General features: G+C 41.9%; 18 protein-coding genes. 7 read left to right on the forward strand and 11 right to left on the reverse strand.

Annotated elements, in window-relative coordinates; genetic code table 11:
- The first annotated feature begins 38 nt into the window (after positions 1–38).
- Positions 39–374 (forward strand): hypothetical protein, encoded by a 336-nt coding sequence (locus ACN6MY_RS00520; RefSeq protein ID WP_419882350.1) that lies wholly within the window; start codon positions 39–41, stop codon positions 372–374.
- Between the two features lie 817 nt (positions 375–1,191).
- On the opposite strand, the gene ACN6MY_RS00525 is transcribed toward ACN6MY_RS00520, so the two are convergent.
- Together ACN6MY_RS00525 and ACN6MY_RS00530 are read right to left on the reverse strand one after the other, a co-directional pair.
- Positions 1,192–4,743, reverse strand: coding sequence for an Ig-like domain-containing protein (locus tag ACN6MY_RS00525; RefSeq protein WP_419882351.1), 3,552 nt, complete (start codon positions 4,741–4,743; stop codon positions 1,192–1,194).
- A 626-nt stretch (positions 4,744–5,369) separates the two neighbouring features.
- Positions 5,370–7,385, reverse strand: coding sequence for a penicillin-binding transpeptidase domain-containing protein (locus tag ACN6MY_RS00530; protein ID WP_419882352.1), 2,016 nt, complete (start codon positions 7,383–7,385; stop codon positions 5,370–5,372).
- A 182-nt stretch (positions 7,386–7,567) separates the two neighbouring features.
- Between ACN6MY_RS00530 and ACN6MY_RS00535 the strand changes: the two genes are divergently transcribed.
- Complete coding sequence (locus tag ACN6MY_RS00535) at positions 7,568–7,732, forward strand: hypothetical protein (protein ID WP_419882353.1); 165 nt, start codon at positions 7,568–7,570, stop codon at positions 7,730–7,732.
- Between the two features lie 54 nt (positions 7,733–7,786).
- Here ACN6MY_RS00535 and ACN6MY_RS00540 read toward each other — a convergent pair whose 3' ends face one another.
- Positions 7,787–9,238 carry a hypothetical protein gene (locus ACN6MY_RS00540; protein WP_419882354.1) on the reverse strand — a complete coding sequence of 484 codons (1,452 nt, stop codon included), beginning with the start codon at positions 9,236–9,238 and terminating at the stop codon, positions 7,787–7,789.
- A 576-nt stretch (positions 9,239–9,814) separates the two neighbouring features.
- Between ACN6MY_RS00540 and ACN6MY_RS00545 the strand changes: the two genes are divergently transcribed.
- The gene (locus ACN6MY_RS00545) at positions 9,815–9,958 is read left to right on the forward strand and encodes a hypothetical protein (RefSeq protein ID WP_419882355.1); all 144 of its coding nucleotides are present in this window, start codon (positions 9,815–9,817) and stop codon (positions 9,956–9,958) included.
- A 35-nt stretch (positions 9,959–9,993) separates the two neighbouring features.
- Here the strand turns inward: ACN6MY_RS00545 and ACN6MY_RS00550 are convergent, their stop codons facing one another.
- Both ACN6MY_RS00550 and ACN6MY_RS00555 read right to left on the reverse strand, forming a co-directional pair.
- A complete protein-coding gene (locus tag ACN6MY_RS00550) occupies positions 9,994–10,302 on the reverse strand; it encodes a hypothetical protein (RefSeq protein WP_419882356.1) in 309 nt (102 codons plus the stop codon).
- Between the two features lie 290 nt (positions 10,303–10,592).
- Positions 10,593–10,721 (reverse strand): hypothetical protein, encoded by a 129-nt coding sequence (locus ACN6MY_RS00555; protein WP_419882357.1) that lies wholly within the window; start codon positions 10,719–10,721, stop codon positions 10,593–10,595.
- A 197-nt stretch (positions 10,722–10,918) separates the two neighbouring features.
- Here ACN6MY_RS00555 and ACN6MY_RS00560 point away from each other — a divergent pair, with 197 nt between their 5' ends.
- Complete coding sequence (locus ACN6MY_RS00560) at positions 10,919–11,803, forward strand: helix-turn-helix domain-containing protein (protein ID WP_419882358.1); 885 nt, start codon at positions 10,919–10,921, stop codon at positions 11,801–11,803.
- 208 nt (positions 11,804–12,011) lie between these two features.
- Here the strand turns inward: ACN6MY_RS00560 and ACN6MY_RS00565 are convergent, their stop codons facing one another.
- On the reverse strand, positions 12,012–12,581 hold the full coding sequence (locus ACN6MY_RS00565; RefSeq protein WP_419882359.1) for an REP-associated tyrosine transposase: 570 nt from the start codon (positions 12,579–12,581) through the stop codon (positions 12,012–12,014).
- 156 nt (positions 12,582–12,737) lie between these two features.
- On the opposite strand from ACN6MY_RS00565, the gene ACN6MY_RS00570 reads away from it, so the two are divergent.
- Together ACN6MY_RS00570 and ACN6MY_RS00575 are read left to right on the forward strand one after the other, a co-directional pair.
- The gene (locus ACN6MY_RS00570) at positions 12,738–14,351 is read left to right on the forward strand and encodes an SWIM zinc finger family protein (protein WP_419882360.1); all 1,614 of its coding nucleotides are present in this window, start codon (positions 12,738–12,740) and stop codon (positions 14,349–14,351) included.
- The gene (locus tag ACN6MY_RS00575) at positions 14,341–17,322 is read left to right on the forward strand and encodes a DEAD/DEAH box helicase (protein WP_419882361.1); all 2,982 of its coding nucleotides are present in this window, start codon (positions 14,341–14,343) and stop codon (positions 17,320–17,322) included. Before ACN6MY_RS00570 ends, ACN6MY_RS00575 begins: the two co-directional genes overlap by 11 nt.
- Positions 17,323–17,372: 50 nt before the next feature.
- Here the strand turns inward: ACN6MY_RS00575 and ACN6MY_RS00580 are convergent, their stop codons facing one another.
- A complete protein-coding gene (locus ACN6MY_RS00580; protein ID WP_419882362.1) occupies positions 17,373–17,825 on the reverse strand; it encodes a hypothetical protein in 453 nt (150 codons plus the stop codon).
- Between the two features lie 251 nt (positions 17,826–18,076).
- Between ACN6MY_RS00580 and ACN6MY_RS00585 the strand changes: the two genes are divergently transcribed.
- Entirely contained in the window at positions 18,077–18,469 is a 393-nt protein-coding gene (locus tag ACN6MY_RS00585; protein WP_419882363.1) for a helix-turn-helix domain-containing protein, read from the forward strand.
- A 36-nt stretch (positions 18,470–18,505) separates the two neighbouring features.
- On the opposite strand, the gene ACN6MY_RS00590 is transcribed toward ACN6MY_RS00585, so the two are convergent.
- From ACN6MY_RS00590 to ACN6MY_RS00605, 4 genes are all read right to left on the reverse strand, one after another.
- Complete coding sequence (locus ACN6MY_RS00590; RefSeq protein WP_419882364.1) at positions 18,506–22,252, reverse strand: S8 family serine peptidase; 3,747 nt, start codon at positions 22,250–22,252, stop codon at positions 18,506–18,508.
- Between the two features lie 194 nt (positions 22,253–22,446).
- Positions 22,447–23,355 carry an ABC transporter permease gene (locus tag ACN6MY_RS00595; RefSeq protein ID WP_419882365.1) on the reverse strand — a complete coding sequence of 303 codons (909 nt, stop codon included), beginning with the start codon at positions 23,353–23,355 and terminating at the stop codon, positions 22,447–22,449.
- A gap of 11 nt (positions 23,356–23,366) precedes the next feature.
- Positions 23,367–24,371, reverse strand: coding sequence for an ABC transporter permease (locus ACN6MY_RS00600; protein WP_419882366.1), 1,005 nt, complete (start codon positions 24,369–24,371; stop codon positions 23,367–23,369).
- Positions 24,372–24,894: 523 nt separating this feature from the next.
- Entirely contained in the window at positions 24,895–26,481 is a 1,587-nt protein-coding gene (locus ACN6MY_RS00605; RefSeq protein ID WP_419882367.1) for an ABC transporter substrate-binding protein, read from the reverse strand.
- Positions 26,482–26,526: the final 45 nt, after the last annotated feature.

A 26,526-nucleotide genomic window follows, 5' to 3' on the forward strand; every position in this document is an offset into this window, starting at 1 on the left:
AAAATGAGTATCAAGAAGATGTCTCTTTGGAAGGGTTCTTGAAACTAGATGAAGACGATCAACTGCATTTCAAACTCACGCGATTGAAAAATTCTCTAACCCTAGAGTTATTACAAGACAACCGCAGCAAAATTGATAGTTTCGAGGAGGTGATTGGCCCTCATGTGTTTAGTAAATTATGTGATATTTCAATTCCGCAAGTTACAGAAAATCAACGAGGTGTATCTTTTACTTGGTTTTCACCTACTACCACTGTAGAAAATCAGTATCAATTCCTGCTCCAGCAAAAGAATTTAGATATAGAGTGTATTCTATTCAACTCTGTTCAACTAGCATGGTATACACAAACTAAAGCTGCTATGCAAATTTGCTGAAATTGAGTAGTTTGTCGTTAATTACTTTCATTATGACACGGGCGTCTTCATTGAGGGCGCTCATTTTTACTTAATCACTCTTTCAACTAAATCGGTATACTGTTGAAAGAGTCTTAATAAGATTATTGACAAAACTTGAAAATAATAATCAAATTAAAAAATATTTCTTTATTGCAATAAATTTATCCACGTTTCCTCTTCCAAAACCATCCCCGCAATTCTTGTACAGGACGCTGGACTCCCTCAACATTTTCAAGCTAACGATACTTGATGTGCTTCACTGGCTTACGGAACTTATTCTCCCTCTCGAAAAGCTCCATTCGCTTGTGTTTTTTGCCTTTGTAATTATTCACGGTGATAATTCCTCCTCAAATAGAACAGCCCTAACTCCTCGAAAGGGAATTAGAGCTGTTAAGTTTTTTCATGGTAATAATATATATTTATCTGTTTATTTAATTCGGTTTCAGTGATCAAAAAGAAAGCTCCATGACTTCTCCAGCCTCTTCCACCTTCGTTATAGTAATCTCTTTGAAACCGGGAAATTCTATGGTAAAATTCATTTGCACGCAACTCCATTCTTTTCTTGTTTCTAGTCAATTCAAGTATAAAGAATATGGACGTTTGCGTGTATTTTTTTTACAAACGAAAGTGTTCACCCCAACAAATATTATAGAGCCGTTTTTTAAAACGAGTGATTACCTTAGAACAAATTTATATAACCATATTTAGAAAAATAAAGAAGCCCTGTAGAGATTTACCTCTACAGGGCCTTATTCGTTTTTTCGACTTATACTACTTTTTACTAGAGAGCGTCATATTAATTAGATACAGTTGTAGTTAGAGTAACACCAGTAGTAGCGGCAGGTGTTTTTTGTGTTAATACAACGTTGTTACCTGAAGCTGTCACTGTATAATCTGTTAGAGATAAAGCATTTGCAATGTTAGCTGCAGTTACTGAAGTAGATGCATTAATGTTGAATTGGTCAGTTGAAGCACCAGAAGAAACAGCAGTTAAAGTTTTAGTTTGTTCCCCAATTTTTACAGTTAAAGTTTGACCAGCAACAAATGGACTATTTACTCCAAATGCATATTTAGCAGCTGTTGCAGTACCTGAAGTACCATTTGTTGCATTTACACTTGCTGCAATGTTGGTGCCATCTAAAGTACCATCACCAGCTCTAACAATGTCAGAGTTTACCCCAGTTGTTGGGCTTGTTAATGTAACGTCATTACCTGTAACTGTAGCAAGGTCAGCTAAACCAGCTGTATTAGCAGCACTATTGATTGCAGCAGCAATTTGAGCAAGCGTACTACCAACAGCTAATGGTACAGAAATCGATGTTGTCCCATCAACAGTAATGTTTAAGCTACCAGCAGTTGTTACTGTAGGAGTAGCAATAACGCTTGTTGCGGCAGTTGGTACAGGAGCACCATAAGCTACAGTTGGTTTACCAAAGTTTGCAACAGTTACCCCACCCGCAGTTACAGTTACATCAAATTGAACTGGTACAGTGTGACCATGACCATCTGTTACATTAATAGTTATAGTTGAAGTTCCAACCATTGCTGGTAGCACTGTCAATGTTTCCCCCGAATAAGAAGCTCTAGCAACACTACCATTAGATGATGTGGCATTACCTGTAAAACTTAACTTATCTCCATCAGCATCAGTAGCTAGTTGATCAACATCAAGTGATAAAGAACCTGTTACTGCTACATTTTTATCTGCAGCAACATCACGTGGAGCGACGTTTACATCAGGACCGGTTTTACCTGTTCCTGGTTCATTATCTATGATTTCAAATTTATGAGCACCGTTTGTACCTTTAGTGAACACAACTTTGTCACCATCAGAAATTAAATCATTAAATTCCGCTTTAGATAGAGCAGCAGCTCTTCCATTTAAATAGAAAGTAGAGTCACTATAGTTGATTTCAGCAGAAGAATCCACAAATTTCAGTTTCTCTGTATCTTTATTTACCCATTCAATTGTTCCATTTAAGTAAGCAGGGATACCATCATTAGCTGTAAATGAAACTGAAGCAGTTTTGTTTGGCAAACTAATTTGAGAAGCAGAAGCTTGAACTGTTACGTTTGATGCAACATTTTCTGAACCTACTCTCAATTCTGCTTTACCTGTATATCTATCAGATTGAACTTTTACAGTTTCAGTTGTTCCCTTTTTAACTACTTTAAATTCAAACGTACCAGACACTGTTACATCAGCGAAGTTAGCAGTTACTTGATAGGACACTTCATAGGAACCATCACCAACATAATAATCAAATCCGTTTTGGTCAACTGATTGGTACTCGAAGTAAGCAAGTTTACCAGCTTGTACAGAAGTAACTTCATCAGTCCCATCTGTAACTGTAAGAGTTGCATTAGTTACTGTTGCATTAACAAAATAAGTTGTTTCTCCAACTACTTGTAAATCAGCTTTATCAAGTGTTCCATTTCCTAATTCGCTGCCATTATCTAAGTATACAGTTGGAGCTGCAAATGCATCACGTTGTCCTCTTAATATAAATGTTGCTTTTCCTTCTTTACCAACAGTGATTTCAAAGCGAGCGTTTTTATTAGCAACTATTCGGTTAGTACCATCAGCGTTTAAGATGTAAGCAGTTTTATCAGTGCTGTAGCTACCATCAGCAAAAGTTACATATGCTTTGGTTCCTGCAGGAGCAAGTTTACCGTCTTTGTCAGTTACAGTTACAGTGTATTTACGGCCACCATTATTTGGAGCACTAGCAGGAGCATTAACATCACTAATTCCTGCCGCATTTGACGTGCCTTCACCTTTAACATCCAAACCTAAACTATGGCTAAGTGCAAATTGAACTGTAGGAGCCGCAGCTTGTAGTTCAGTTGCATCCAGCTTATCATTGCCACTCCATACTCCAGCAGCTGATAAAGTTCCATCAGCGAATACAATCGGAGTCACTGAAGCATCGCTACCTGTAACAGTAAATGTTGCTTCACCATTTTTATCAAGTTTAACACGCACTTCCTGTTTTCCGCCTGTAGTAACTTCGTATGGATATGTTTGATTACCAACAGCAACGTCAATTACTTTAGCACCACGTACTAGTTTATCAGGAGCTACATTAACATTTTCTTTAAAAGCAACATTTAAATAACCATTAGCATTTTCAGGAGAGCTTACTTTGTAAACTTTCTTAGCACCATTAGCTAATACATTACCCGAAGTAACTTCAGTAATAGTTAAACGCTGGTCAAGCCCCCAGTAAACTTTAGCGGTAGAACGAACGATTGGGTTACCAGTTGCATAAGCACTTACTGCATCTTCCCCATTAGCATATTGAGTGTAAGAGTATTCAGCAATACCGTCCGCATTAGTTAAAACTTCTACTACTTGGTCTTTGTTGAAAGAACCGTTAGCTACATCATTATTTAATGCATCAATATTGAAAGTTACAGGTACGCCAGCAACTTTTTGGCCAATATCAGCTTTAACCGTTACTTGCCCTCCAACTTTAGCTTGTTGTGAGCTTGAAACAAAGCTGATTGAAGTAGGAAGAACTGCAGAACGTCCTTTAAACGTGAAACCAAGAGTGTCTCCGTTCAATTTAACAGAGTATTCTTTTGCACCATCTTGAACAGATGTTGTTAACACAACCACTTTGTCGTTAGTTTGTTTTACAGCAGCGTTTGTAACTGTCAAACCATCGATAGTGAAGTGAAGGCTATCTAAGTTTTTAGCATTAACCGCATCTTTCATTGTTACTTCAACAGTAGTAGCGTTAATTGCATTTACACTTTCAACTTTAGAAGTTACTTTTGCGATTGTGTGTTGTACTTTTGCTAGTTTGTCAGCAGACAATCTAGTGAAAGTTGCTTTTAATACGTCGCGTGTTGCTGGGCCGTATACTTTAGAGATGCCCACGAAGCCTTTGTTGCTAGCGTTCTTAAGTACAGCTTCAGCTGATTTAAGGTCGCCTAGGTTTTCAGCTTTTACAGCACCGTCAGCTTGTTTGTAGATAAGAGCGATTTCGTTCAAAGCAGATACATATGCTTTAGAGCGCTCTAGGTATTTTTTGTAGCTATCAAGTTTAGCTTGGTTTGTTTTAGCGTATTTGCCGCCAGTTTTTTTAACTGCTGCAGTAGCATCATTGTAAGCTTTTTGACCAGCATTGATCAGGTTTTGAACTGTAATAGCAGGTACAGTTTTCTTAGTGATACCAGTTTGGTAGTATTTGTCGAATGGTGCTCTCATGGATTTTTGTGCGTTGGCAACAACAGTGTTGATGCTTGTAGCCGCATGAGATTGTGTTGGTGCAACTGCTGCGAATGCGGAAGCAGCGATAGCAGATGCTGTAACTAGTTTGATTGCTTTCTTTTTGCTCATCTGGTAAAAAATCTCCCTTCGAATATAAAAAGTAGTGCATTGTGATCCTTTGCTTCTAGCGAATCAAAGATTTCCAATGGCTTACACAACTAACAACGTTTGTACCAGCCACACTCGAAGTCTACTTGACTATGTATGTTCGACTGCTTAAACCTAGTACGAAAAGCACACAAAAATGGAAATTGGATTATTTCCAAATCCTTCTTGTAGTCCTATAATAATACAACTAACTAGAAATTTCTAGCTTTTTATTTAAATATTTACCAATTATTTTAAATAAAATTTACCAACTATGTATCATTATTGTAAGATATATAGAAATTAATTACATTTAATTCATAAAATGTTATTGGAAAATATATTTAAAATTGGAAAAAATGATGACGTCTAGTAAGACAAAATGCCTAATATCTCAATGAAATGGATTATATGACTGTCGAACTAGAAATCTTCGAAATATACATTTAATGGATATTGGTATATTAGGAGAGTAAGTTTAATTTGTCGGAATTATCTGTATTTTAAGAGGGTAAATAGTTACAAATTTATTTTTCCATAATGAAATCTGTCGAAACACCTCTTTTTACACAAATAAAGCAGCAGACCTCATCGTCTGCTGCTTCTCTTTATTTCTTCAAGTACTTCTTCAGGACTGGCTCCATCTTATCCACAACATGATGACTGCCGCCTTCGTTCTGCAGTCCTTCCATCATCCAGGCCATCAATAGTTTGGGATGATCGGTGTTCATGGCAACGAACCATCCATTTTCCGCTCCGCTTTCCCCCTGGGACATTTTTAATTCTGCCGTACCGGTTTTGCCTGCGAGCGGTATTTTCAGCTTGCTGGCAGCATGTGCGGTGCCGTGCGGGTTACCCACGACCTGCTTCAGCATGTTCAGCACCTGGCTCGCCTGCTGTGGTGACGCTGCGTTTTGCTTCCAGAATTTCTTTGCTGGCTGTTTTCCTTCTATAAGGTAAGGTGACACGATGTTCCCCTGATTAAGGAAGGCTGTATAGGCAAGCGCAACGTGAAGTGAGCTCATCTGAACCTGCCCCTGGCCATAGCCGCTGTCTGCTAGGCGCCCTTCGCTGTCAATGCTTCCATAGGACGAGCCTGTTATCGGATATTCAAAAGGAAGCTTGTCTTTAAAGCCGAATGACTCAAGGCCTGACGTAAACTTCTTTGTTCCAAGATCCAGTGCCTGCCGTGCAAAGTAAATGTTATCTGAATAAATCAATGCATCTGTCATGTTGACCGGCTTGCCGGGATCAGATACACGGGTGATGCTATGGTCTTTCCAGTTGGATTTCTGCCAGTGGAGGCCATTGATGTCCAACGCTTTATTTGGATTCACTCCATTTTTAAGGGCAATGGATGCTGTTAATGCTTTAATAGTAGAACCAGGTGCATAGGTAGAGCTGAATCTGTTCAGCAGCGGTTTCCCTGGATTGTTTTCCAGCGCCTTTTGCTCTGCCCCTGAAATGCCCAGTACATACTTATTAGGATCAAATGACGGAGAGCTGACAAGAGCTAGCGCTTCTCCTGTCATAGGCTGGATTGCTGCTGCGGATCCTGTTTCTCCTTTATATTGCTTATAAATGCTTTTCTGGAGCTCGGCATCAATCGTCAGTGTAATGGTTTCGCCTTCTTTGGCAGGATGATCGGCAATGACCTTTTCCTGTCCGTTGTCTCCCTTAATATACACCTTCGCTCCTGCCGACCCTTTTAACCGGTCTTCAAGAATCTGTTCAAGGCCCCGCTTGCCGATTGTATCATTAGCCGTATAGCCTTTTCCCTTCAGCTTTTTCAAGTCCTCTGCGGAAACAGGGCCGATATAGCCGATTAAATGAGCCGTTGCTTCCTTATAGGGATATACCCGTTCGTTTATTTCCTGAACCGACACAGATGTAATTCCTGATAGCTTGTTCATCAGTGCTGTCTGGTCAGCAGGGAGTTTTTTGATTGGCACAATATAATTCGGCTGTACCCATGGCTGATCCAGCTTTTTCTTGATTTCTTCTGTTGTCATGTTCAGAAGAGATGCAACCTGGGGAAGAACGGTTGACTCCTTCCCTTTTAGCTGTTCAGGAACAATGCCGACTTCACCCGCCGTGCCGTTCATGGCAAGTCCCCGTTCGTTGCGGTCCACAATCTCCCCGCGAACCGCCGGATATGTCTGGACGGATACCCTTTCGTCATCTTTTAACTGCGGAAAGATATAGGATGCATTCCAATCCAGGTACCAGTTCGTTTTATCGTCTTTTTCCTGCTGGACGAGCTTTGCAGATTTATCAAAGCTGACTGGTCCTGCTATCGTGTCCATTTTCACAGAGATCGGCAGGCTTACATTCTTTTTGTCACCGTGATCTTTCGGTTCCTTTGGCTTTTTATAAGTCACCTTAAGATTCTCCGCTTCGACGCCTTTATAAATCTTCGTATAACGCTCGGTAAATTCCTTTTTGCTTACCTTTTGTTTTGTATCATCAGAAAGGTAGCTGTACATTTGATCGAACTTCTTTTCATTCCAAAGCTTGGTGTATGCCGCCAGCCGGTCCTCCGGCTTCGGATCATTATTTGAACAGCCTGCCAAAAGCAGGATGCCTGTTAGAATGAGACTGGAAACTAATAGAAGTTTCTTCATGACTTCCTCCTATTATCTTGGATTTTATTTACTTATTCATTTTAACAAATGTTGGACGTTATGGTTAAGAAGAATGATTTTTATTGAAAAGACTTATTGTTTTTCTTCTTAAAAGAAAAAGGGCCGGTTCACAAACTAATATGTTAATATTTGGTTATTAATATGAGAGGGTGAATAGACATTTGAAGATGAATACGAATATCTTTTGGATACTGCTAATTGCTATCATTGCTTATTTTACAGGAGAAATCGCTACGGTTATGATGCTGTTCTTAATTTTAGTTGCCTTAAATGGAATACATGCAACGATCCAGGATTTTTACGATGATTGGAAACGAAGATCTTAGGGTTCTTGACCCACAACAAAAAGCCCTCCATTAATGATGAAGGACTGCAGCACGTCATATTTTCTTTCTGCGGCTTTTCCGTTCTCTCAGGTAGCTTTTTAGCGAGGCCATGCCAATGACGATGGAAATGATAATGCCGCTTATTGCCACGAAAAAGGATAGATACTCAAAAATCGTGTAATGGGCAAGCTTGCTCCATTTCACTTCACCCTTCCAGTCGCTGATTACCAGGTTCATTCCGTATATACCTGAAATCACGGTATAGATGGTTAATATCTGCAGCAGATAATTATTCCGCTTGCCAGATAACTTATCCTGATTTTGATACAGTGACGCGAGGGTTTTTTTGACATCATTATAAAGTCTGTCGATTCCAAAGTTCACCTTGAATATCTGCGAAATCTCACGTCCGGATGTCGAGCTGTTCACTTCAGGAAAAAGGTACTTGGCGGAAAACTCGGTGATCATGACGATCAGCAGTTCAGTGCTTGACTGGTCTTTTTCGATATCAAGCTTCGCATGGGCGTGGGTGAGCTTCATTAAGACGATTTTGTAGTAAAAAAACAGCAGCAGCGAATAAAAGTCCTTGCCGTACATCTGGCTGGAAATCTGGCCTTCAAATTCCTTGCCCGTCCTCGTCACACAGGCAAAATTATACTCGCTCATCACATAATACGTTTCGTCTCCCCAGCGGTCATACACATTATTGGTGTAATAACGGTCGATATAATCCGGATTATTTGCCCCGACAAAGGGTTTTCCTTTCCGGTCATAGCCATTCAGCTGTCCCGCCCGGAATAAATCCGTCTTGGTTACCCTGCTGTCCGGCGGAAGGGCTATCTGGCTGATCACATACATTCTTTCATCAATGAAAAAGGGCAGACTTCCAAAGTAAGAAGAAGCTTCTCCTTCATCTTCGTCAATATAATCCCTCATAATAGGAGACAGTTCCTTAAAGATAAAGTCCTTGACCAGCTTATGGCTTTCACCCGAGCATTCAATCCGCACCGTTTCTTCATCGTCATCAATGGGTTCAAGCACCCGGAATGTATCCCCAAAGAAAAGAACATCCGAATAATCCATATGGTCAGGAAGGGTCACACGGATATTAATGAGGCCGATATGAAAAGGACAAAGAAAAATATCGAAGGAATCAACGGTAAATTCGGTAACGAGACGGTCTGATGTAAAAAGGCAATCACGCTTCTGGTTATTGGTAAAGCGGCGGAAACCTTCTTTATCCCTATAAGATCCAGGAAAAAGAAACCGTTCTATATTAGGCATAAAGTAGCTTTCAAGTGTGCGATGATGGATTTTCTTGCCGCCATAAAAGGCGTCCTGCTGCTTCATATCCTTCAAATCAAAGAAAATAAAGTCATCTTCAAGAAGCTTTTCTGCAAAAAGCTCCACTTTATCCTCTTTTAGCATAAAAGGAAATAAAAACTGCAGGTAGGCACTTTCCGTTTTTAAGTCTTTCGTCATATCGGAATACGTTTTAGGCTCCATTCAGTTTCCTCCGGCACACAGTCTAATTCTTAATGTACCCGAAGGAGCCCAAACTAAACTGGTGGATGATGGATGAAAAGTAAGATGGCCAGAAGCTTGATCATAAAAAAATCCCGCCGGCAATAAGCCAGCGGGCCAAAGAAGAGTATGTTCGAAGTACTCTTCACTCTCGGGTACTAGAAACTAAGGGTTTCCAGGAATTCGGGCAGTTGAAATAACCTGCTGTGCTATTAATAAGGGACTTTGCATAAACTGATGAGGAATATGCCTGTCACCAAAAATTAATAGCAGGAATAGTCTTATTTAAGCATTTATAACGCACCTGACAAAACGCAAAAAAACGCCTTCACAGACGTTTAAAGGCGATTAACAGCCGTTTTGTCAATATAAAACATGGTTTTCCTACTCAAATATAACTAAAAGAATATTTTGAGTAGCAATATGCCATTTTCATTAACAATTTTATTATTGCTAGCACTTTTTACGTTTTTATATTTATTTTTTAAAAAGTGGTTTATGCGATCACTGGCTGGGTATTAGGTACTATAGAAAATCATCCGCAAAGGGGCGACTTCATTGAAAATCGAAAAATTCAAATTGTGCCAGCAGCCGGCAAATAAACCAGCGGCACCGCATGCAGTCAGTAAACCGGCAGCTGTAAATGAACGCAAGCAAATGAAGGAATTTTTATATAAGATGAAAAAATCAAGTTCTCTTTAACGACCTCATAGCATCTGTGCAGTGAGGATTTTTTATTAATTTAAAACTTCCTCTATTTTGCGCTGCCTGCATTTCTTGATGCCAAGTATATTTAAGAAATGAGTAATCTTCTCCATGGAAGCACTCTGATATTCTTTTACGATAGAAAACTGCTCCACATAAGCCACTTTCTCTTTCAGTTCCTTCGAATCAGCCTGGCAATCCATCTTGAGGCAATCTACCTCTTCACATGTATAAATAACCGCTTCCCCAATCTTCTTCGCTTCCTGATCGAAATAGAACGAAAACACAATGGCACATTCTTCATCAAAAAAAGAGGGCTGAACTTTCATATTAATATCCATTTATCCTTACACCTCTCTCCGATTTGTTATTTCAACTATAACAAAATCCCACAAAGGAGGAATGGCCTACAATTTTGCACCTAGGCGCAAGTACCATATAATTCATCATACTATATACACCCTTTCGAAATAAATATAACTCTAGGAATATGCCTATAAGAATATTTATGCAAAAACAATGCATGACTATAGAACTAATTTATTTAAATAATCAAAAAAATACACCGCCGGAATGGAAGTGTATTTCTTGTACGAGTATAATATTGAGTGTAGCTTATTAATAATTGATATTAGAATTCAGATGGAAGTTCATGCATTCCAACATTTCCTTGAGAAGGCGTTGAAGCAGAAGTTCCAACTAGACCAAAACCTGCCACAAGTAGTGCAGCTGCCAAAAATCCTAAAAATTTCTTTTTCATAGGTATTTCCTCCTTTTTTCTTTTAAAAACATTGGATTTAATAGAAATAACTTCTATAGTTATATTTAACCACAAAGTTAATTTTCACTAAAATTCATTCACAACCGGTTAGAATAAAGATTACTGAGATTACTTGATATTATCCGCCCTTTTACATAAAAAATATAATTCTAGGAATATTTACGAGGAGAATCACTATGGATTTTTCGGCAGTCGGCCAAAGAATAAAAGAATTAAGAAAGCAAATGGGGCTTTCACAGGGAGAACTCGCAGAGGGGATTTGTACCCAAGCACAAATCAGTAAAATAGAAAAAGGTGATGTTTATCCTTACGCTTCTACTCTTTACCTGATTTCCCAAAGGTTAGGCGTCGACGTGAACTACTTTTTTGATATCGGCATGACACCACGGCTGGATTACGTTAAAGAGGTAGCACTACAATTGAAGGTAGCCAGAAAAAACATGGATTATGCCGAAATGAAACAAATAGTAAAAGCGGAAGAAAACAATCCTTTATTTAAACAAAACAAGCGTAATTTGCAGCTTCTTTTATGGCATAAAGGAATATATGAATACATGATCAACAAAAATCCGGAAAAGGCCATTCAGATACTAGAAGAAGGGATTGCTCTTACACAATCTACAGATAAAGTTTATTCTGAACGTGAAATAGAGCTTATATTAAGTATTGGAGTCATCTACTTTGAGGAAAGAAAGTTTGAAAAAGCTTTAACTGTGCATAAAACCGCTCATAAATACTTAAAAACCCTTCCATACATTTCAGACAGTACGGTAAAAACACGGTTGCTTTATAATCTCGCTCGTGCACTAACAAGATTGAAGGACTATGAACAATCCATTTCCTATTGTGAAGAAGCAATAAAATGGTGCATTTACAAAAGCAACCTTTACTGTTTAGCTGAACTTCACTACCATATAGGATACAATCATGAACTAATGGAAAATTACCTTGCCGCTACTAAATATATGGAAAAAGCTAAACTTGTTTTTGAACTTCAAAATGATAATCGCTTTATACCATTCATTGATGAAAAACTGGAAAAATGGAAAACACCTCAATAACTTATTTTCCTTTAGACTTCGCTCCATAAGCGAAGTCTTTTTCATTATGTCAAAAATGAAATAAAACAAAAACCAAACTTCCACATCAAATCCAACTCCCCACTCAAAATTCCAGCCAAAATGAAGTATAATAAAAAGATGATCAAAAATCGGGAAATGGGGTCTGACCCCATTTCCCATGTTACCAACATGTACAACAATAAGGGTTTTAAGCGTTTGAGGAGTTTTGGGAAATGGGGTCTGGCCCCATCATTTTGCTTTTGACATAGGTTTTGTAGTTTTCTGGGGTATGGAAGTAGTGAAGGATCTGCCGGGTGGTGACGTGGGGATCAGTTTTGCTTAGGGCAAAGGCCGGGTAGCTGCTCCACTTATATTGTTCTGGTTTTTCGACCATATTGGCTTTATAGGGATTTAGGTGAATATAGCGGCTTGTTGTGAGGAATTGTTCTGCGGATTCGATTAAAACGGAGTGGAATCTTCCTTGAAAGACATGGCCATCCAGTTCATGCCTTTTGTTAAAGGCGATGGCATACCTGGAGTTGAGCTTTCTCATAATGGAGCTGATGGGATATTCTCTGGTTTCGAGGAGTAAGTATACGTGATTGCTCATTAAGCAGTACGAATGAAGCTGAAAGTAATACTTTTTCCTCGTTTCTTCGAGATAATGCAGATAACGATATCGGTCCCTGTCATCAATAAATATGTCACTGTGCCGGTTTCCCCGGCACGTTATATGGTATACCGCACCCGGATACCAAACCCTCGCCTTTCTTGCCATATTGAAAATCAATCCTTTCTACTTAATTTGGTGCGGGAAATGGGGTCTGACCCCGCTGCCGCATGGTTATAAATGCTGTTATGTATACATTATAGGAAATAATTTGTTTTTGGGAAATGGGGTCTGACCCCATTTCCCATTAGAGGAGGCTGTGTGATGGAGGAGCTGCTGCGGTTTGAGGAGTATTTTGGGAATATGCTTGATCCTGAGGATAGTGAGGATGTTAGGGTAGTCCAGATTGGGCAGAGGCTGTATCGCCAGGGGATGGTGTTTAGGAGTATTGAGTCTCCTGATATGATCATTGCTGAGGTGCAGGATGTAATCCGCTATAAGGTGGAACTTGACCTTGATAAGGCTGATCGTTCGTCCTGCGATTGTGATCACGATTCTGTCTGCGAGCATATGGCAGCTGTTTTCTTTTCTGCTTATTCAAAAATCCGCAGTGTGAATGAGTGGGTTTCTGAATGGAGGCAGGATCATTCACCAATGAATATGTTTATGAAGGATCTTGGAATCATCACAGCAAAAGACTTGCTGGATACGGATTCACCTCTTGAAAAAAGCTATTCAGCATGGAAAGATTTCGTGACAGCGAACTTCAAAGAAAGCATTGAAAACAAATTGAACCTCGCTCCCTATATACTCGATGACCATCTAACTAAATTCTTCAGAAAAATAGAAGCAAAGGCACCCATGGAAAGGGAATGGAGCCTTTTATATCATTTTGTCACAGATTTCGCCTCCCTTATGAATATCCTGAATCTCATAAGGAAGCATCCTGAAAAGAACACGCATGCACGCATGTTTCATTCGGCCGCAGAAAATCTTGCCGAAGATCTGCAGGCTGCCGTCCAGCAGTTAAGCAGGCAGGCCCGCCCTTTCGCCTTTGATCCATTCATCACTGGCATTAAGGAGGATGCTGCAAAACTCCTTGAGGGCCGGGATATGCTGTCTTATGAAAAAACCGATCTGTACCGTTCCATCTGGAGTTCCCTCCTAGTGAATTCCACCTGGCGCAAGGAAGAACAAAAGCGCGTCAGCGATGCCCTTGAGAATGCCAGGCAGCCTGAGGAAAAAATGACCTATACGATTGCGGCGATTCACCTGTCGCTTCTTTCAAACGAGAACGAAACGGCAGCTTCCCTGCTGAAAGGTCTCAATTTTGAAGCATGTCCATATATGTTTTACTGGATCCGCTCCTTTTCAGAAAATGAAAATGAAAAACAGGCAACACCTTTCATTGATTTCCTGGTTGCCCATGTAAGGGAATACCTGAAGGATAAATCCGATTATTATTATTCAACCGATTTTGTCCGGACCTCTTCAGGGCCAGTCAGTTCCTACTGCTATAAAACAAAGCGCATGGATTTGCTCGATAAGTTTTACCGTGAATGCCTTCCGTACAGCTATTGGAATTACTCTCACTTCCTGTTCGACCAAGGGTCATATAAAAAATGGGTAGAAATGCATATCTATACGGACGTGAGCATCGATTTAATCAGCGGAGATATGATTAAAGTGGTCTCTAAAGAAGATCCTTCCCTCATTCTGCCCTTGTACTATCATGCCGTTCAGCAAACGGTCAGCCAGAAAAACAGGTCTGCTTATAAACAGGCTGTGCGCTATTTGAAGAAGATGCGTACGCTTTACAAAAAAATGAAGCAAGAAGACGTGTTTAACAGGTACATCCAATATGTAGCGCAGTCCACAAAACGGTTGCGCGCATTTCAAGAAGAATTGCAAAGGGGTAAGCTGACTGATGCAAATTAGAGAAAAAATGATCGTAAAAACAGCTTCTATTGAAAATGGAAGCTTTAGTATTTCAGTATGTGATGAGCACGGTGAATACTACAATCCACAAAAAATCAGAAAGCTGCTGTTTACCTGGGATGAATCCAGCTTTTACGGCACAAAGCTAGAATACTCCGAGATTGATGATGTACCGGTATTCATCCTGGATGCATGGGGCCTTCTGAATTTGTTTGCCAAGGAGAGCTTTAACTCATTTATTGATTGGGAATGGTCCGACCTTTCCTCTACCCTGTTATCATCTGCCCCCATTCTTCATGAAACCATCTCTTCCGGCATTCCGGTTCCAGACTTCGCGAGTCTGCAGGAAGATAAGATCGGCTGGAAGCTGCCTCAAGAGGTAAAAGAGGAATTCGGCCCGAGCTTTTGGGAAGAAACGGTTACTCCTGCAAGAGATGATAAGGAAGAAAGCATGGAAGCTTTCATTGGCAAATGGTATAACGACGCGGCCAATACGTTTCTGAAAGACCATTCGCCCATCAGCCATAAATGGGGAGAAGCCCTTCAGGCACTGAAGGATACCCGGCTGTCGCCTGATGAACTTCAAAGCTTTTTTAATCAAGAAAGCTGGCTGGATTGGCTTGGCCTTGAAGAGGATCCTAAGCCATTTGTCATCGGGCTTCAGCTTACAGAGCCACTTGACGGTGAAGGCCCCTGGGAGCTGACAACCGTTCTTCGTTCCAAAAAGGATGAAACTCTTGTGGAAACCTACCCGGCAAAAAAACTGCCGCGCGGCTGGAATAAATATACGAAAGAAGTCGATAAAACGATCACTCGCTGGGCAAAGGTGGTTCCATGGCTTAGTGAAAACGGCACCTTAAAAGAACAGCTCTCTGAATTTGAAGCTTGGGAGTTTTTAACCGAAGCCAGTGAAAAACTGATTTTCCTTGGTGCTGAAATTATGCTTCCTTCCTGGTGGGTAGCACTCAAGGAATCCAATCTTAAGGTCAAGGCAAAGGTTAAGAGCCAATCAACACGCGGCCCTTCTTATGTCGGCCTTCAGGCTTTAATGGACTTTGACTGGCGTTTTTCTCTGAACGGAGAAGAATTGTCAGAAGCGGAATTCCAGAACCTTGTGGATGAAAAAAGAAGGCTTGTTTATATCCGCGGCCAGTGGGTGAAGCTCGATCCTGCTTTCATCAGGCAAATTCAGACACTGATGGAAACCGCAAACGAAAAAGGCCTGCAGCTCAATGACCTTCTTCAGCAGGAGCTTTTGAGCGAATTAGGCGAAGAAAATGGTGAAGAGGATGAAGATGGAGAAGATATGCTCCGGATTCAGTTTGAGCTGAATAAGGACCTGAAAAAGCTGGTGAACCGCCTCAGGGAATCTAAGAATATTCCGGCCATCCCATCTCCTGAAGCTCTTCAAGGAGATCTCAGGCCATATCAGCAGCAGGGCATGAGCTGGCTCCTTTTCCTCCGGGAAAACGGCTTTGGTGCCTGCCTCGCTGACGATATGGGTCTAGGGAAAACGGTTCAGATGATTGCTTATCTCCTGCATGTAAAGCAAAAGGAAAACCTTGCTGCGCCAGCTCTTGAGGTTCAGCCGGAAAACCAGCATGCTGCCATCATCGAAAGCGCAGAGGAAAGCAGCGATTTCACGGAAACAGATTCCGAAGTCACAGAAACTGAAAGTGACTTCATTCTTAAGCCATCTGTTTCTGCATCTCTCATTGTCTGCCCGACCTCCGTACTCGGGAACTGGCAGCGTGAGCTTGAACGCTTCTCGCCTGATCTGAAGGTTCATCTGCACTACGGATCCAGCCGGACAAAAGGCGAAAATTTCGCTTCTATAATGGCGAAATATGATGTAGTGCTCACTTCATACGGCCTTACACACCAGGATACCGAGGAGCTGACTTCCCTTCACTGGAACAGCATTATCCTTGATGAGGCGCAGAACATCAAAAACTCGCAAACGAAACAATCGCGGGCTGTCCGCAAGCTTAAGGGGCGGCATCACGTAGCCCTGAGCGGAACTCCAATGGAAAACAGGCTGAGCGAGCTATGGGCCATCTTTGATTTTATTAATAAAGGCTATCTCGGCTCCCTTGCCCAGTTTCAGGAAAAGTATGTTTCCACAATTGAACGCGAAGAGCAAAAAGGAAAAATTAAAGAGCTGCAAAGCCTTATTCAGCCCTTCTTATTGCGAAGGACGAAAAAGGATAAAGATGTGGCGCTTAACCTTCCGGACAAACAGGAACAAAAAGAGTTTGTCCCGCTGACAAAAGAACAGGCTTCGCTGTATGAACAGCTGATCAAGGATACCTTTGCAAATATCGAAAACTTATCGGCCTTTGAAAAGAAAGGCATCATCCTTGCCATGCTGAATAAGCTGAAGCAGCTTTGCAACCACCCTGCCCTTTATTTGAAGGAAGAAGCAAAAGAAAATCTTGTGCAGGCTTCCAAGCGTTCAGGCAAGCTTGAAAAACTGACAGAGCTCGTTGACGCAGTCAGGGAACAAAATGAAAGCTGCCTGATTTTCACCCAATATATCGGTATGGGGAATATGATGCAGGATCTGCTTTCCAAGCGCTACGGAATCGACATCCCTTTCCTGAACGGAAGCGCCAATAAAAAACAGCGTGATGATATGATTGCAAAATTCCAGAACGGGGAATTTCCGATCTTCATTCTTTCACTGAAGGCAGGCGGAACAGGGTTGAACCTGACAGAAGCCAACCATGTGATCCACTATGACCGGTGGTGGAATCCGGCTGTTGAAAACCAGGCTACTGACCGTGCATACCGTATCGGCCAGAAACGCTTTGTGCATGTCCATAAAATGATATGCACAGGTACACTGGAAGAAAAAATTGATGCCATGCTTGATAAAAAGCAGGCGCTGAATGACGAAATCATCTCAAGCGACAACTGGATCACCGAGCTCTCAACTGATGAGATCAAAGAACTGGTTGCCCTTCATTAAGTTTAAAAATCCTCAGCCCTGTGAGCTGAGGATTTTCTATGTATGGATGGTCATACCTTTTGCTTTTGGCAATTTCCTTTGTTCTTCTCCTCTTCCACACGCACCTTTAAGTGATCGGGTACCACCGTTAAAAAAGCATAGCTGCTTTCTCTTTTGAACATCATATGCTGAAGCGCTTCAAAAGCTGCTGAAGCATTGCCGCTTTTTTCCCCGATCATAATTTTATCTTTTTTCTTTTCTACAGTGATATGCCTTTCATCCTGTGAGCCTGGCTCCATAAAGGTAAGTTTCAATGGTTTACGAAGGGAATATTCCTGGTAGCTGTCCTGGCACTGGGGTTTTTTCTTGAAGGGCGGATCCGTATACTGTATGCTATCAAAAAATGTCATCCTTGCAAGTGAGGGCTGCTTTCCTCCCTGTCCAGTTTTTTTCATTATCACTCTGACGCTTTTACTTCTTCTGCTGCTATAGCAGACATTTTCGTTTTCCATGCTAAAATTCATACACTCCTCCTGTCAAAAACTAGTAATTTATCCCTATTAATATTTGACTTTTTTTTACAATATCCCTTCTTTTTCAACAAAATAAATTTTCCTTCCCCAAATGAATAATCCTTTGGTAAATGGGGGTTTTCTTCGCCCGCTTCCTTTTGTTCTATTTTCGAACAATAACTTTTGTTCCGATACGGAACATCCTCTCTTTTTTCCCTCTGCACGTTGTACTTTTAAGAAAAGCGGAAAACGGAGAAGAAACTATGTCCTTACCCTCTAAATTAAAAGAGCTGCGCCAAAGCAAGAACTGGAACCAGGATTATGTTGCCAATAAGCTGAATATCAGCAGATCTGCCGTCTCAAAATATGAAACTGGCCGGCAGGCTCCTTCTGTGGATGTATTAATGCGATATGCCGACCTTTTCGGAGTGAGCCAAAACCTGCTGTTGTCCGAACTTACCGGAATCGGCAAGGAAAACAGAACCTCCTATTATGCAAAAACAGGAGATTCAGAACTTCTCATTCTGCAAAAGCTATTGGCAAGCAATCCAAAGTTAAAAAAAATCCTCATCGACATGGATCAATATCCATTTAAAAGCCAGCAGCAAATCACAGAGTTTCTGGAAATATTGGTAAAGGGCATAAAAAAACGATAAAGGCAGCTTCCTCTAAATGGGAAGCTGCCTATCTTGTTATTTTCGCTTTGTTTCCTTTGTCAGTTTGACTGTTTGAGAAGTTTTATGGCCTGCAAGATCGGTTACCTCGAAAATGAAGGTATTTTTGCCCGCAGCAAGCGGCAATTCAAGATTCTTGATTGTATGCTTGATGCTGCGCATTGCATAAGGCTCTTTGAATGAATGATGGTACACTTCACTGCCGTTAAGAGTTAAACGGATTTCATCAAAATTATCTGCTGCAGTCACGCTCACTTTAGGGTTCTTTTCTTTTGCACTCACTGTATTCTTCTTAGGCAATCCTGAGATTGATAGAATTGGATTTTTTCCGTCAACAAGGATTTGGCGTTTGAAGCTAATCGTGTTTCCTGCATTGTCGGTTGCTTTGGTCACAAAGGACTGAACACCGTCCGCAAATTTCTTTGTCAATGTGAACAGATATTTTTTCGTTTGCTGGTCATATGACAATGGAACAGATTTTCCGTCAATGGTGAATTCCTTGAGTCCGGATGGCTCTTCGATGTAACCAGCAATGCTAACATCATTTTTATCAGAAACGCTTAACGCTTCAGGAGTTAAAATATAGACAGCAGGAATTTTTGTATCTGCTGTTGTATCTTCATCAAGATTTCCTTCTGCCTGTGTTTCGTTTCCTGCATAATCGACGGCAATGACCTCATACTTAGCTCCTTTTGTATCTGGAAGCTTGAATTCCTTTGCCGATGAAGATAGAGGTGTTTTTAAAATAGATTTTCCGTCAATTTCAATGTCGTAATAAGCAATTCCTGAGCCTCCTCCATTGTCGGATGCTGCAAGTGCCAGAACATTGCCATGCTTGGATACCGCAACACTTGGTGCAACAGTGTCGACTTTTACAGGGATTTTGAAGGTCTGCCATGCAGCATTTTTATAATTGATGACCGCTTTAATCTGGTAATAATACTGGCCATCTTTTACAACACGGTTATTCACTTTTCCATCCCACTTGCGTACAGGGTCTAGTGTGTAGGCAGTGCCTTTACCGCTGTCATAATAGTCTTTTGTGACATTCTCTTCGGTCCGCAGCACTTTTAGCACTTTGCCTGAAGAATCTGTAATGTCGTATTCTACTTTTGAAGCATTTCTCAAGAACGAGGTGATCGGGATGATATCATCCTGCAGGCCGTCGCTGTTTGGAGAGAATGCTACATTAAGAGAATTATAGGTATCAGCAGCAGGGTCATATCCAAGATATCCAAAATCGTCTCCGGCTGTAGTTGCAGCGCCCGCTGTTCCGTAATACGAGCTGATGTCATATACCGTGCCGTCCAGGATAGGAGCCTTATTCCAGTCTCCTTTAAAGCCTACATATGGAACGTGCAATTCAGGATTTACATCTTTTGGATCCTTTAACGTTACATACCCCTCCACAAAATAGCCATTAGGGAAGACCTCATCGATGCTGACCGGTGTTTTCTTATCATCACTGACAACCTTGGCCTTTGAAAGATCCACACTCACTGTAAAAGTCACAGACTTTTTCGCAGGAACCTTGATTGACCCAGTGTCCCCTCCATTGATTTTGATCGTTGAATCAAGAATTTTCTGCGCTTCCAGTTCATTGGCTGAGGATCCAAGTTTCCCTTTTAGAGCCAGGTCGGTCTGGATATTTCCTTTTACATCATAATTGGCATCTTTATCGCTTACGTTTTGTGCTTTAAGCGTGAAAGAAAATTTAGATCCAACTTCTTTAAGCGCAACTTTTGCTTCATTTTTAGTAGCATCTGTTACGATAACCGGAGTGCTTAGCGCAGAATGAAGCTGCATGACGCCTGCACCCTGGCGGCGTGGAGAGTACGGAATTCCCCATTGCTGTTCTGTGTTGACAGTTCCTTTATCGATCAAGGGCTGTGAGGTATTCATCAAAATGTTCTTAGCCATGTACACACGGTCAAGGCCCTTTAATTTGAAATCTTTATTCACTCTTTCAAGAACGAGTGCAGATCCGCCTGCAACATGCGGCGCTGCCATTGATGTACCGCTCATCATACCATACGTATTATTATTCAATGTTGAATAAATTTGTCCGCCTGGAGCAGTGATTTCCGGTTTAAGCTCCAGGTTTGGCGACAATCCCCACGAAGAGAACGTGCTCATTTTTCCTGCTTCCGGGTTTGCGGTTTTGATTTTCCCATTAGTAAAGGTGATTGATACTGGCTTGCCTGCGCCGATTGCGCTTTGAAGCTTGTCACCGTCCGATTTCAGCATGAAAAGCTGTGGGATGACGATACTTGGATCTGTAGCCATGGAGATGAAACCATCTGCATTATTATAAATAATAACGCCTGCCGCTCCAGCTTCCTGGGCGTTTTTTGTTTTGTCCACAAAACTGATAGTACCGCGTTTGATCAGGGCAAATTTCCCTTTTACATCAGCCTTCGCAAGCTCGTCTTTGCTTCCAAGGCCGGCGTATACCAGGTCATAGGATTTCTGCTGAAGATTTTTAGGATGTACATTGCCTGCTGACATATAAGGGAAGTCCCCTTTTTCGCCGCCTGCATCATAGGCAACATCATCAAGATCAAGGAAATTATTTTCTACTGAAGCAACCTGAAGAGAATCATATGCCACCCCAGGTGAGCCTGAAACACCGATATCCGGATTGGATGCCAATGGATTGCTTGAAAATCCGTCTCCGAAGTGTCCGGAGTTGCCTGCTGAAATCGACATTAAAATACCATTTTGCACTGCGCGTGACACAGCTTGCTGTTCTGGGTCCTCAGGAGCAACAAAACCAGCTGTCGATCCTAAGCTCATGTTCAATACATCCGCACCAAGGACAATTGCGTCGTCAATGGCTTTTACATAAATATCGGCATAAGTTGAAGGCATATTCGGGTCATTTCCGAATACCTTAAGTGCAAGAAGCTGGGTTTCAGGAGCAATCCCTTTGATTCCTCCATTTGATTCATCACCATTTGCACCTACTGTACCGGCCACATGCATACCGTGCATGGTTGAATCAGGGCCTAAATCAAGAATCTGGTCATTTTCATCGGCATAGTTATAGCCGTAAGGAACCTTACTTGTATAAAATTTCCCCGGAAGATTATGAGCGGCCTTTAAGGCATTCACCTTCTCCTGGGTCAGTGCAGGCTTTGTATCTTTGCTCAATACCATATCGCGGTGGGAAGAGTCGATTCCGGTATCAATGATTCCGACAACCATTCCCTGGCCTTTGTACCCGTAGTCACGCCATGCTTCCTGAGCCTGGACGATTTCCTTGCTGTAAAGCATATCAGGCTTTTCTGCAGGGCGTTTGTATTCATTAACAATATGTACAGCGCCTACTTCTGGTATCGCTTCAAGCTTTTTAATATCGCCAAAAGGGACTGTAGTACTGAAACCGTTGACAACCGTTGTAAAGTTCTCAAGTTCTTTGATGTTTACATCCTTCTTTTTGGCCTCTGCTTTTACCTTTTTATGTCCGGCTAGCTTTTCTGCCTTCAATTCTTTTTTCTTTTTGCTCGGCATATCTTTAAAGCGTGTATGCCTTTTTTGGGCATAAACGATTGAAGGGGCTTCCTTCATTTCTACTAAAATACGGACTTTATCACTGGCTTTATATTTCTTTTCCAGCTTTGCCTTTTTCAAAGAGGCTGAATCCTTAGTGTTTGACCCTGCCTCGGATACGCTGTGCTGTTTTTGAAGCGGTGCCGCCGAGACGGCTGCCGTGAATGATAGCAGGAAGATACATAGAATGGCAAAGCTTCTTTTTATTAACAAAATGTCTTTCCCCCTTATGATAATTCGAAATTTTCTTACTAAAATAAACATAACATACCTAATATTGTTATTTTAAGGTAAATTAGTCTTCGTTGCACTATAATATTACCAGTCTATTTGGCCTGTTTTTACTATCTTAAAATTATATAAAACCCAATCTGCTAGATACAGAATGGGTTTTATAGATGCTTTATTTACTTCTTCATCCGCGGATCCAGTGCATCACGCAGGCCATCGCCCATCAGGTTAAAGCCCAGAACGGTCAGCATGATGGACAGCCCTGGAAAGATAACCGTCCACGGGGCTTCGATGATGAAGTCCTTGGAATCTGCCAGCATCTTGCCCCATTCCGGAGCAGGGGCCTGGGCTCCCATTCCAAGGAATCCAAGAGCGGCCGCTTCAATAATGGCTGTGGCAATAGCCAGTGTGCCCTGGACAATTATCGGTGCTAAGCTATTTGGCAGGATATGATGGAGTAAAATCCGGCCATCTTTCATCCCGATAGCTTTGGCAGCTGTGATATATTCCTCTTCCTTCACAGATAGCACCCTTGAGCGCAAAAGCCTCCCGAAAGTAGGCACATTGATGATGGCAATGGCAATTAACGCATTTCTAAGCGACGGCCCCAGTACAGACACAACCGCAATTGCCAGAAGGATGCTCGGAAAGGCAAGCAGAATATCAAAAAACCTGGAAATGATGGTGTCGACCCACTTTCCGTAATAGCCTGCAATGATGCCCAAGAAGGATCCTGCCACAACGGAGCCTGCGACAGATAAGAACCCAACGCCAAGAGACAGGCGCGCTCCAAAAATAATTCTGCTTAAGATGTCCCGCCCGAATTCATCGGTTCCGAACCAATGCGCTGCCGATGGGGACAGATGCTTATCGGACAGATGCTGCTTATCAAAAGGATGCGGCGCAATTAAATCCGCAAAGATTGCAAGCAAGATAAAAAATACAACAATGCCTAAGCCAATAACGGCTGCTTTATTTTTCTTAAAGCTCTTCCACCCTTCCTTCCAGGGGGAAACAGCCAGTTCTTCTGCCGCCTGCGAAGGCGACGGCATAAGCGGAGGCGTGCTGTTAACCAATTCTGCCATATGTATCCCTCCTATTTATACTTGATTCTCGGATCAATTGCTGCATACAGCAAATCAACAATCAAGTTGATCATGACAAATATAAAAGCGATCACAAGTATTCCAGATTGAATAACAGGATAATCCCTTGAGCCAATGGCATCATAAATGTAGTTTCCGATGCCCGGCCAGCCGAAAATCGTTTCTGTTAAAATTGCCCCTCCAAGAAGGAGCCCTGTCTGAAGGCCAATCACCGTAACAACAGGAATCAATGCATTTTTCAAGGAGTGCTTGTACACCACCCAAAACATCTTCATTCCCTTCGCACGCGCTGTCCGGATAAAGTCAGACCTCATTACTTCAAGCATGGAAGACCGCGTCATTCTTGCGATGATAGCCATCGGAATTGTCGCAAGTGCCGCTCCAGGAAGAATCAAATGCTTGATCACTTCAATAAACTGATCGAATCTGCCATCCAACAGGGAATCAATCAAATACAGATTGGTAATGGCCTCCACCGGATCCCTTATGTTGTCGCGCCCTGTTGTCGGCAGCAAGTCCCAATGAATCGCGATTACATACTGTTCCATTAAACCAAGCCAGAAAATCGGCATCGAGACGCCTACAAGCGCAACGATCATCGCTAAATAATCGAACCAGGAATTCTGGAACCAGGCAGAAATGATTCCTGCATTCACGCCAATAACAACGGCAATCAGCATAGCCACAAGAGCAAGCTCAAGAGTAGCGGCCAAATATGGCCAGATCTCATGGGCAATCGGCTCCTTGGTCCTGATCGAAACCCCAAGATCACCCTTCAATAACCCTCCCAGATAGCCAAAAAACTGAGTATGCCACGGCTTATTCAAGCCAAGCTCTTCAGTCAGTGCAGCAACAGCCGTCTTCGTAGCCTGCTGCCCCAAAATAATCTGAGCCGGATTCCCCGGAATCGCCCGGATCATCATAAAAACAATTAACGTCATCCCTAACAAAACCGGCACAAGCGCCCCTAAACGCCGAATAGCATAAGAAAACATAACATCACCTCTCTAATGAAAAACGTAAGCGTCCTGGTCAGCTTGCTGTGCAGAAAGGGATTGCCCCAAAAGGCGCTCTTTGCCTTATGGGGCAATCATCTTCTGCACAGCAAGCTGGACGCTGAAGTTAGACACCGTTACTTATTGTATAAGCCTACCCTTTTTTCACTTAAGCGGAAGCGCCTTGACCGGCTCCCGAAGCAAATAGGCACTTGACCGGAGAAGGCGTTCTTTGCCTTCTCGGGCAAGGGTTCTTTTGCACAGGGAGCCAGGCGCTGCAGCCAGACACCATTCTTGTTGGTTTGCAAAACTTGTCTCATACGCGTCTCCGTCAGCTTGCGAAGCAGAAAGGTATTGAACCAAAAGGCGCTTTTTGCCTTATGGGGCAATTATCTTCCCCGCAGCAAGCTGGACGCTTTCTTGTTGGTAAAAAGAATTGTAATCACTCATTCTCCTATGCTTCCAGTCTGCGAAACAAAAGGGAAGCATGCAGGATCCATACTTCCCTTTTGTACGGCTGAAATTATTTCATAGAAGTATCGATAAAGGATTGTGTTCCTGTTGGATGCGGAACAAAGCCTTTGATTGTGCTGCTTCCTGCAAGCTGTGGCTTAGAGTGTACAAGCGGTACCCACGGTGCGTCCTCGTGGATAATTTCTTGTGCTTTTTTGTAAAGCTCACTGCGTTTTGCTTCATCGGCAGTAGACTGTGCTTCTAGTAATAATTTATGAACATCGTTATTTGAATAGCGTGCATAGTTATTGGATCCGATGGTGTCTTTATCAAGCAATGTGTAAAGGAAATTATCGGCATCCCCGTTATCGCCTGTCCAGCCCATCATGAATACTGGAGCTTCGCCAGCTTGAAGTTTTTCAAGATATGTTGCCCACTCAAATGTCACAATCTTAGCATCAATATTTACTTGTTTTAAGCTTGCTTGAATGGCTTCTGCCACCTTTTGTCCATTAGGCATATATGGACGAGGCACCGGCATGGCCCAAAGATCCATTTTGAAGCCTTTTTCATATCCTGCTTTTTTCAGTAATTCTTTAGCTTTTTCTACGTTATAGTCATAATCCTGGATATCATCATCATATCCGGCTACAGAAGGAGGCATAGGGTTTTTCGCTGGTTCAGCCGTTCCCTCATAGAAGTTTTTGATAATATCCTCTTTATTGATTAAGTGGCTGATCGCCTGGCGCACTTCTTTTTTATCAAAAGGAGCTTTTTGGTTGTTAAATCCGATATAGCCCACATTCATAGAAGGGCGTTCGAACAATTGCAATTTGCTGTTAGACTTAACCTTGCTCATGTCGCTTGGATTCAAGCCATCCATCAAGTCGAGTTCGCCTTTAACAAGGGAATTCAATCGTGCAGAGTTGTCTTTGATGACCTTGAATTTCACGCCGCCAAGCTTAGGAAGGCCTTTTTGCCAGTATTTATCGTTTTTAGTAACTTCGATTGTATCTCCTGGTTTCCATGACACAAATTTAAATGGTCCTGTCCCAACAGGATGCTTACCGAAATCAGCCTTCGCAAAAGCTGTAGGGCTTGCGATCGCAAACGGGCTCATCGCCAGGTTTTTAAGGAACGGAGCTTGTGGCCTGTTCAATGTGAATTGAACCGTTTTCGCGTCCACTGCCTTAACCTCTTTGATTACATGGCCCTTATCTCCTTCAAATCCTCCAAACATGGAAGGATAGTAGGCAAATTTAGCAGGGTCTTTGCTTTGTGCCCAGCGCTGGAAGTTTTTAACCACAGCATCTGCATTGAAATCTGTTCCATCCTGGAACTTAATGCCTTCGCGCAGATGGAAGGTATAGGTTAATGCATCCGGAGAGATGTCCCACTTTTCAGCCAGGCCCGGTTCAATATTTGTATTGTCTTTTCCGTACTTCACAAGGGTCTCAAAAATCTGCTGTGTAACAATGAAGGATTCCCCGTCTGTTACAATTGCAGGGTCAAGGGAAACTGCATCTCCTCCCTTGCCGTAAATCATTACATCTCCGCCTTTTGCACTGGAATTGCTCTTTTTCGACGATGAACAGCCGGATAATGCCAGCGATAAAGCAAGTACACTAATTAAAAATAGCCAATATGCTTTTTTCATGTGTTTTCCCCCAATTATCTAATTTTATATGCCTTTTTATATCTA

It is taken from the genome of Peribacillus sp. B-H-3, from assembly GCF_048572925.1.
In the GTDB taxonomy this organism is placed as follows: domain Bacteria; phylum Bacillota; class Bacilli; order Bacillales; family DSM-1321; genus Peribacillus.

Excerpts from the sequence above, each read along its gene's own strand:
- ACN6MY_RS00525 (WP_419882351.1), bottom strand. The coding sequence starts at position 4,743 with ATGAGCAAAAAGAAAGCAATCAAACTAGTTACAGCATCTGCTATCGCT.
- ACN6MY_RS00530 (WP_419882352.1), bottom strand. The coding sequence starts at position 7,385 with ATGAAGAAACTTCTATTAGTTTCCAGTCTCATTCTAACAGGCATCCTG.
- ACN6MY_RS00540 (WP_419882354.1), bottom strand. The coding sequence starts at position 9,238 with ATGGAGCCTAAAACGTATTCCGATATGACGAAAGACTTAAAAACGGAA.
- ACN6MY_RS00550 (WP_419882356.1), bottom strand. The coding sequence starts at position 10,302 with ATGGATATTAATATGAAAGTTCAGCCCTCTTTTTTTGATGAAGAATGT.
- ACN6MY_RS00555 (WP_419882357.1), bottom strand. The coding sequence starts at position 10,721 with ATGAAAAAGAAATTTTTAGGATTTTTGGCAGCTGCACTACTTGTGGCA.
- ACN6MY_RS00560 (WP_419882358.1), top strand. The coding sequence starts at position 10,919 with ATGGATTTTTCGGCAGTCGGCCAAAGAATAAAAGAATTAAGAAAGCAA.
- ACN6MY_RS00565 (WP_419882359.1), bottom strand. The coding sequence starts at position 12,581 with ATGGCAAGAAAGGCGAGGGTTTGGTATCCGGGTGCGGTATACCATATA.
- ACN6MY_RS00570 (WP_419882360.1), top strand. The coding sequence starts at position 12,738 with ATGGAGGAGCTGCTGCGGTTTGAGGAGTATTTTGGGAATATGCTTGAT.
- ACN6MY_RS00575 (WP_419882361.1), top strand. The coding sequence starts at position 14,341 with ATGCAAATTAGAGAAAAAATGATCGTAAAAACAGCTTCTATTGAAAAT.
- ACN6MY_RS00580 (WP_419882362.1), bottom strand. The coding sequence starts at position 17,825 with ATGAATTTTAGCATGGAAAACGAAAATGTCTGCTATAGCAGCAGAAGA.
- ACN6MY_RS00585 (WP_419882363.1), top strand. The coding sequence starts at position 18,077 with ATGTCCTTACCCTCTAAATTAAAAGAGCTGCGCCAAAGCAAGAACTGG.
- ACN6MY_RS00595 (WP_419882365.1), bottom strand. The coding sequence starts at position 23,355 with ATGGCAGAATTGGTTAACAGCACGCCTCCGCTTATGCCGTCGCCTTCG.
- ACN6MY_RS00600 (WP_419882366.1), bottom strand. The coding sequence starts at position 24,371 with ATGTTTTCTTATGCTATTCGGCGTTTAGGGGCGCTTGTGCCGGTTTTG.
- ACN6MY_RS00605 (WP_419882367.1), bottom strand. The coding sequence starts at position 26,481 with ATGAAAAAAGCATATTGGCTATTTTTAATTAGTGTACTTGCTTTATCG.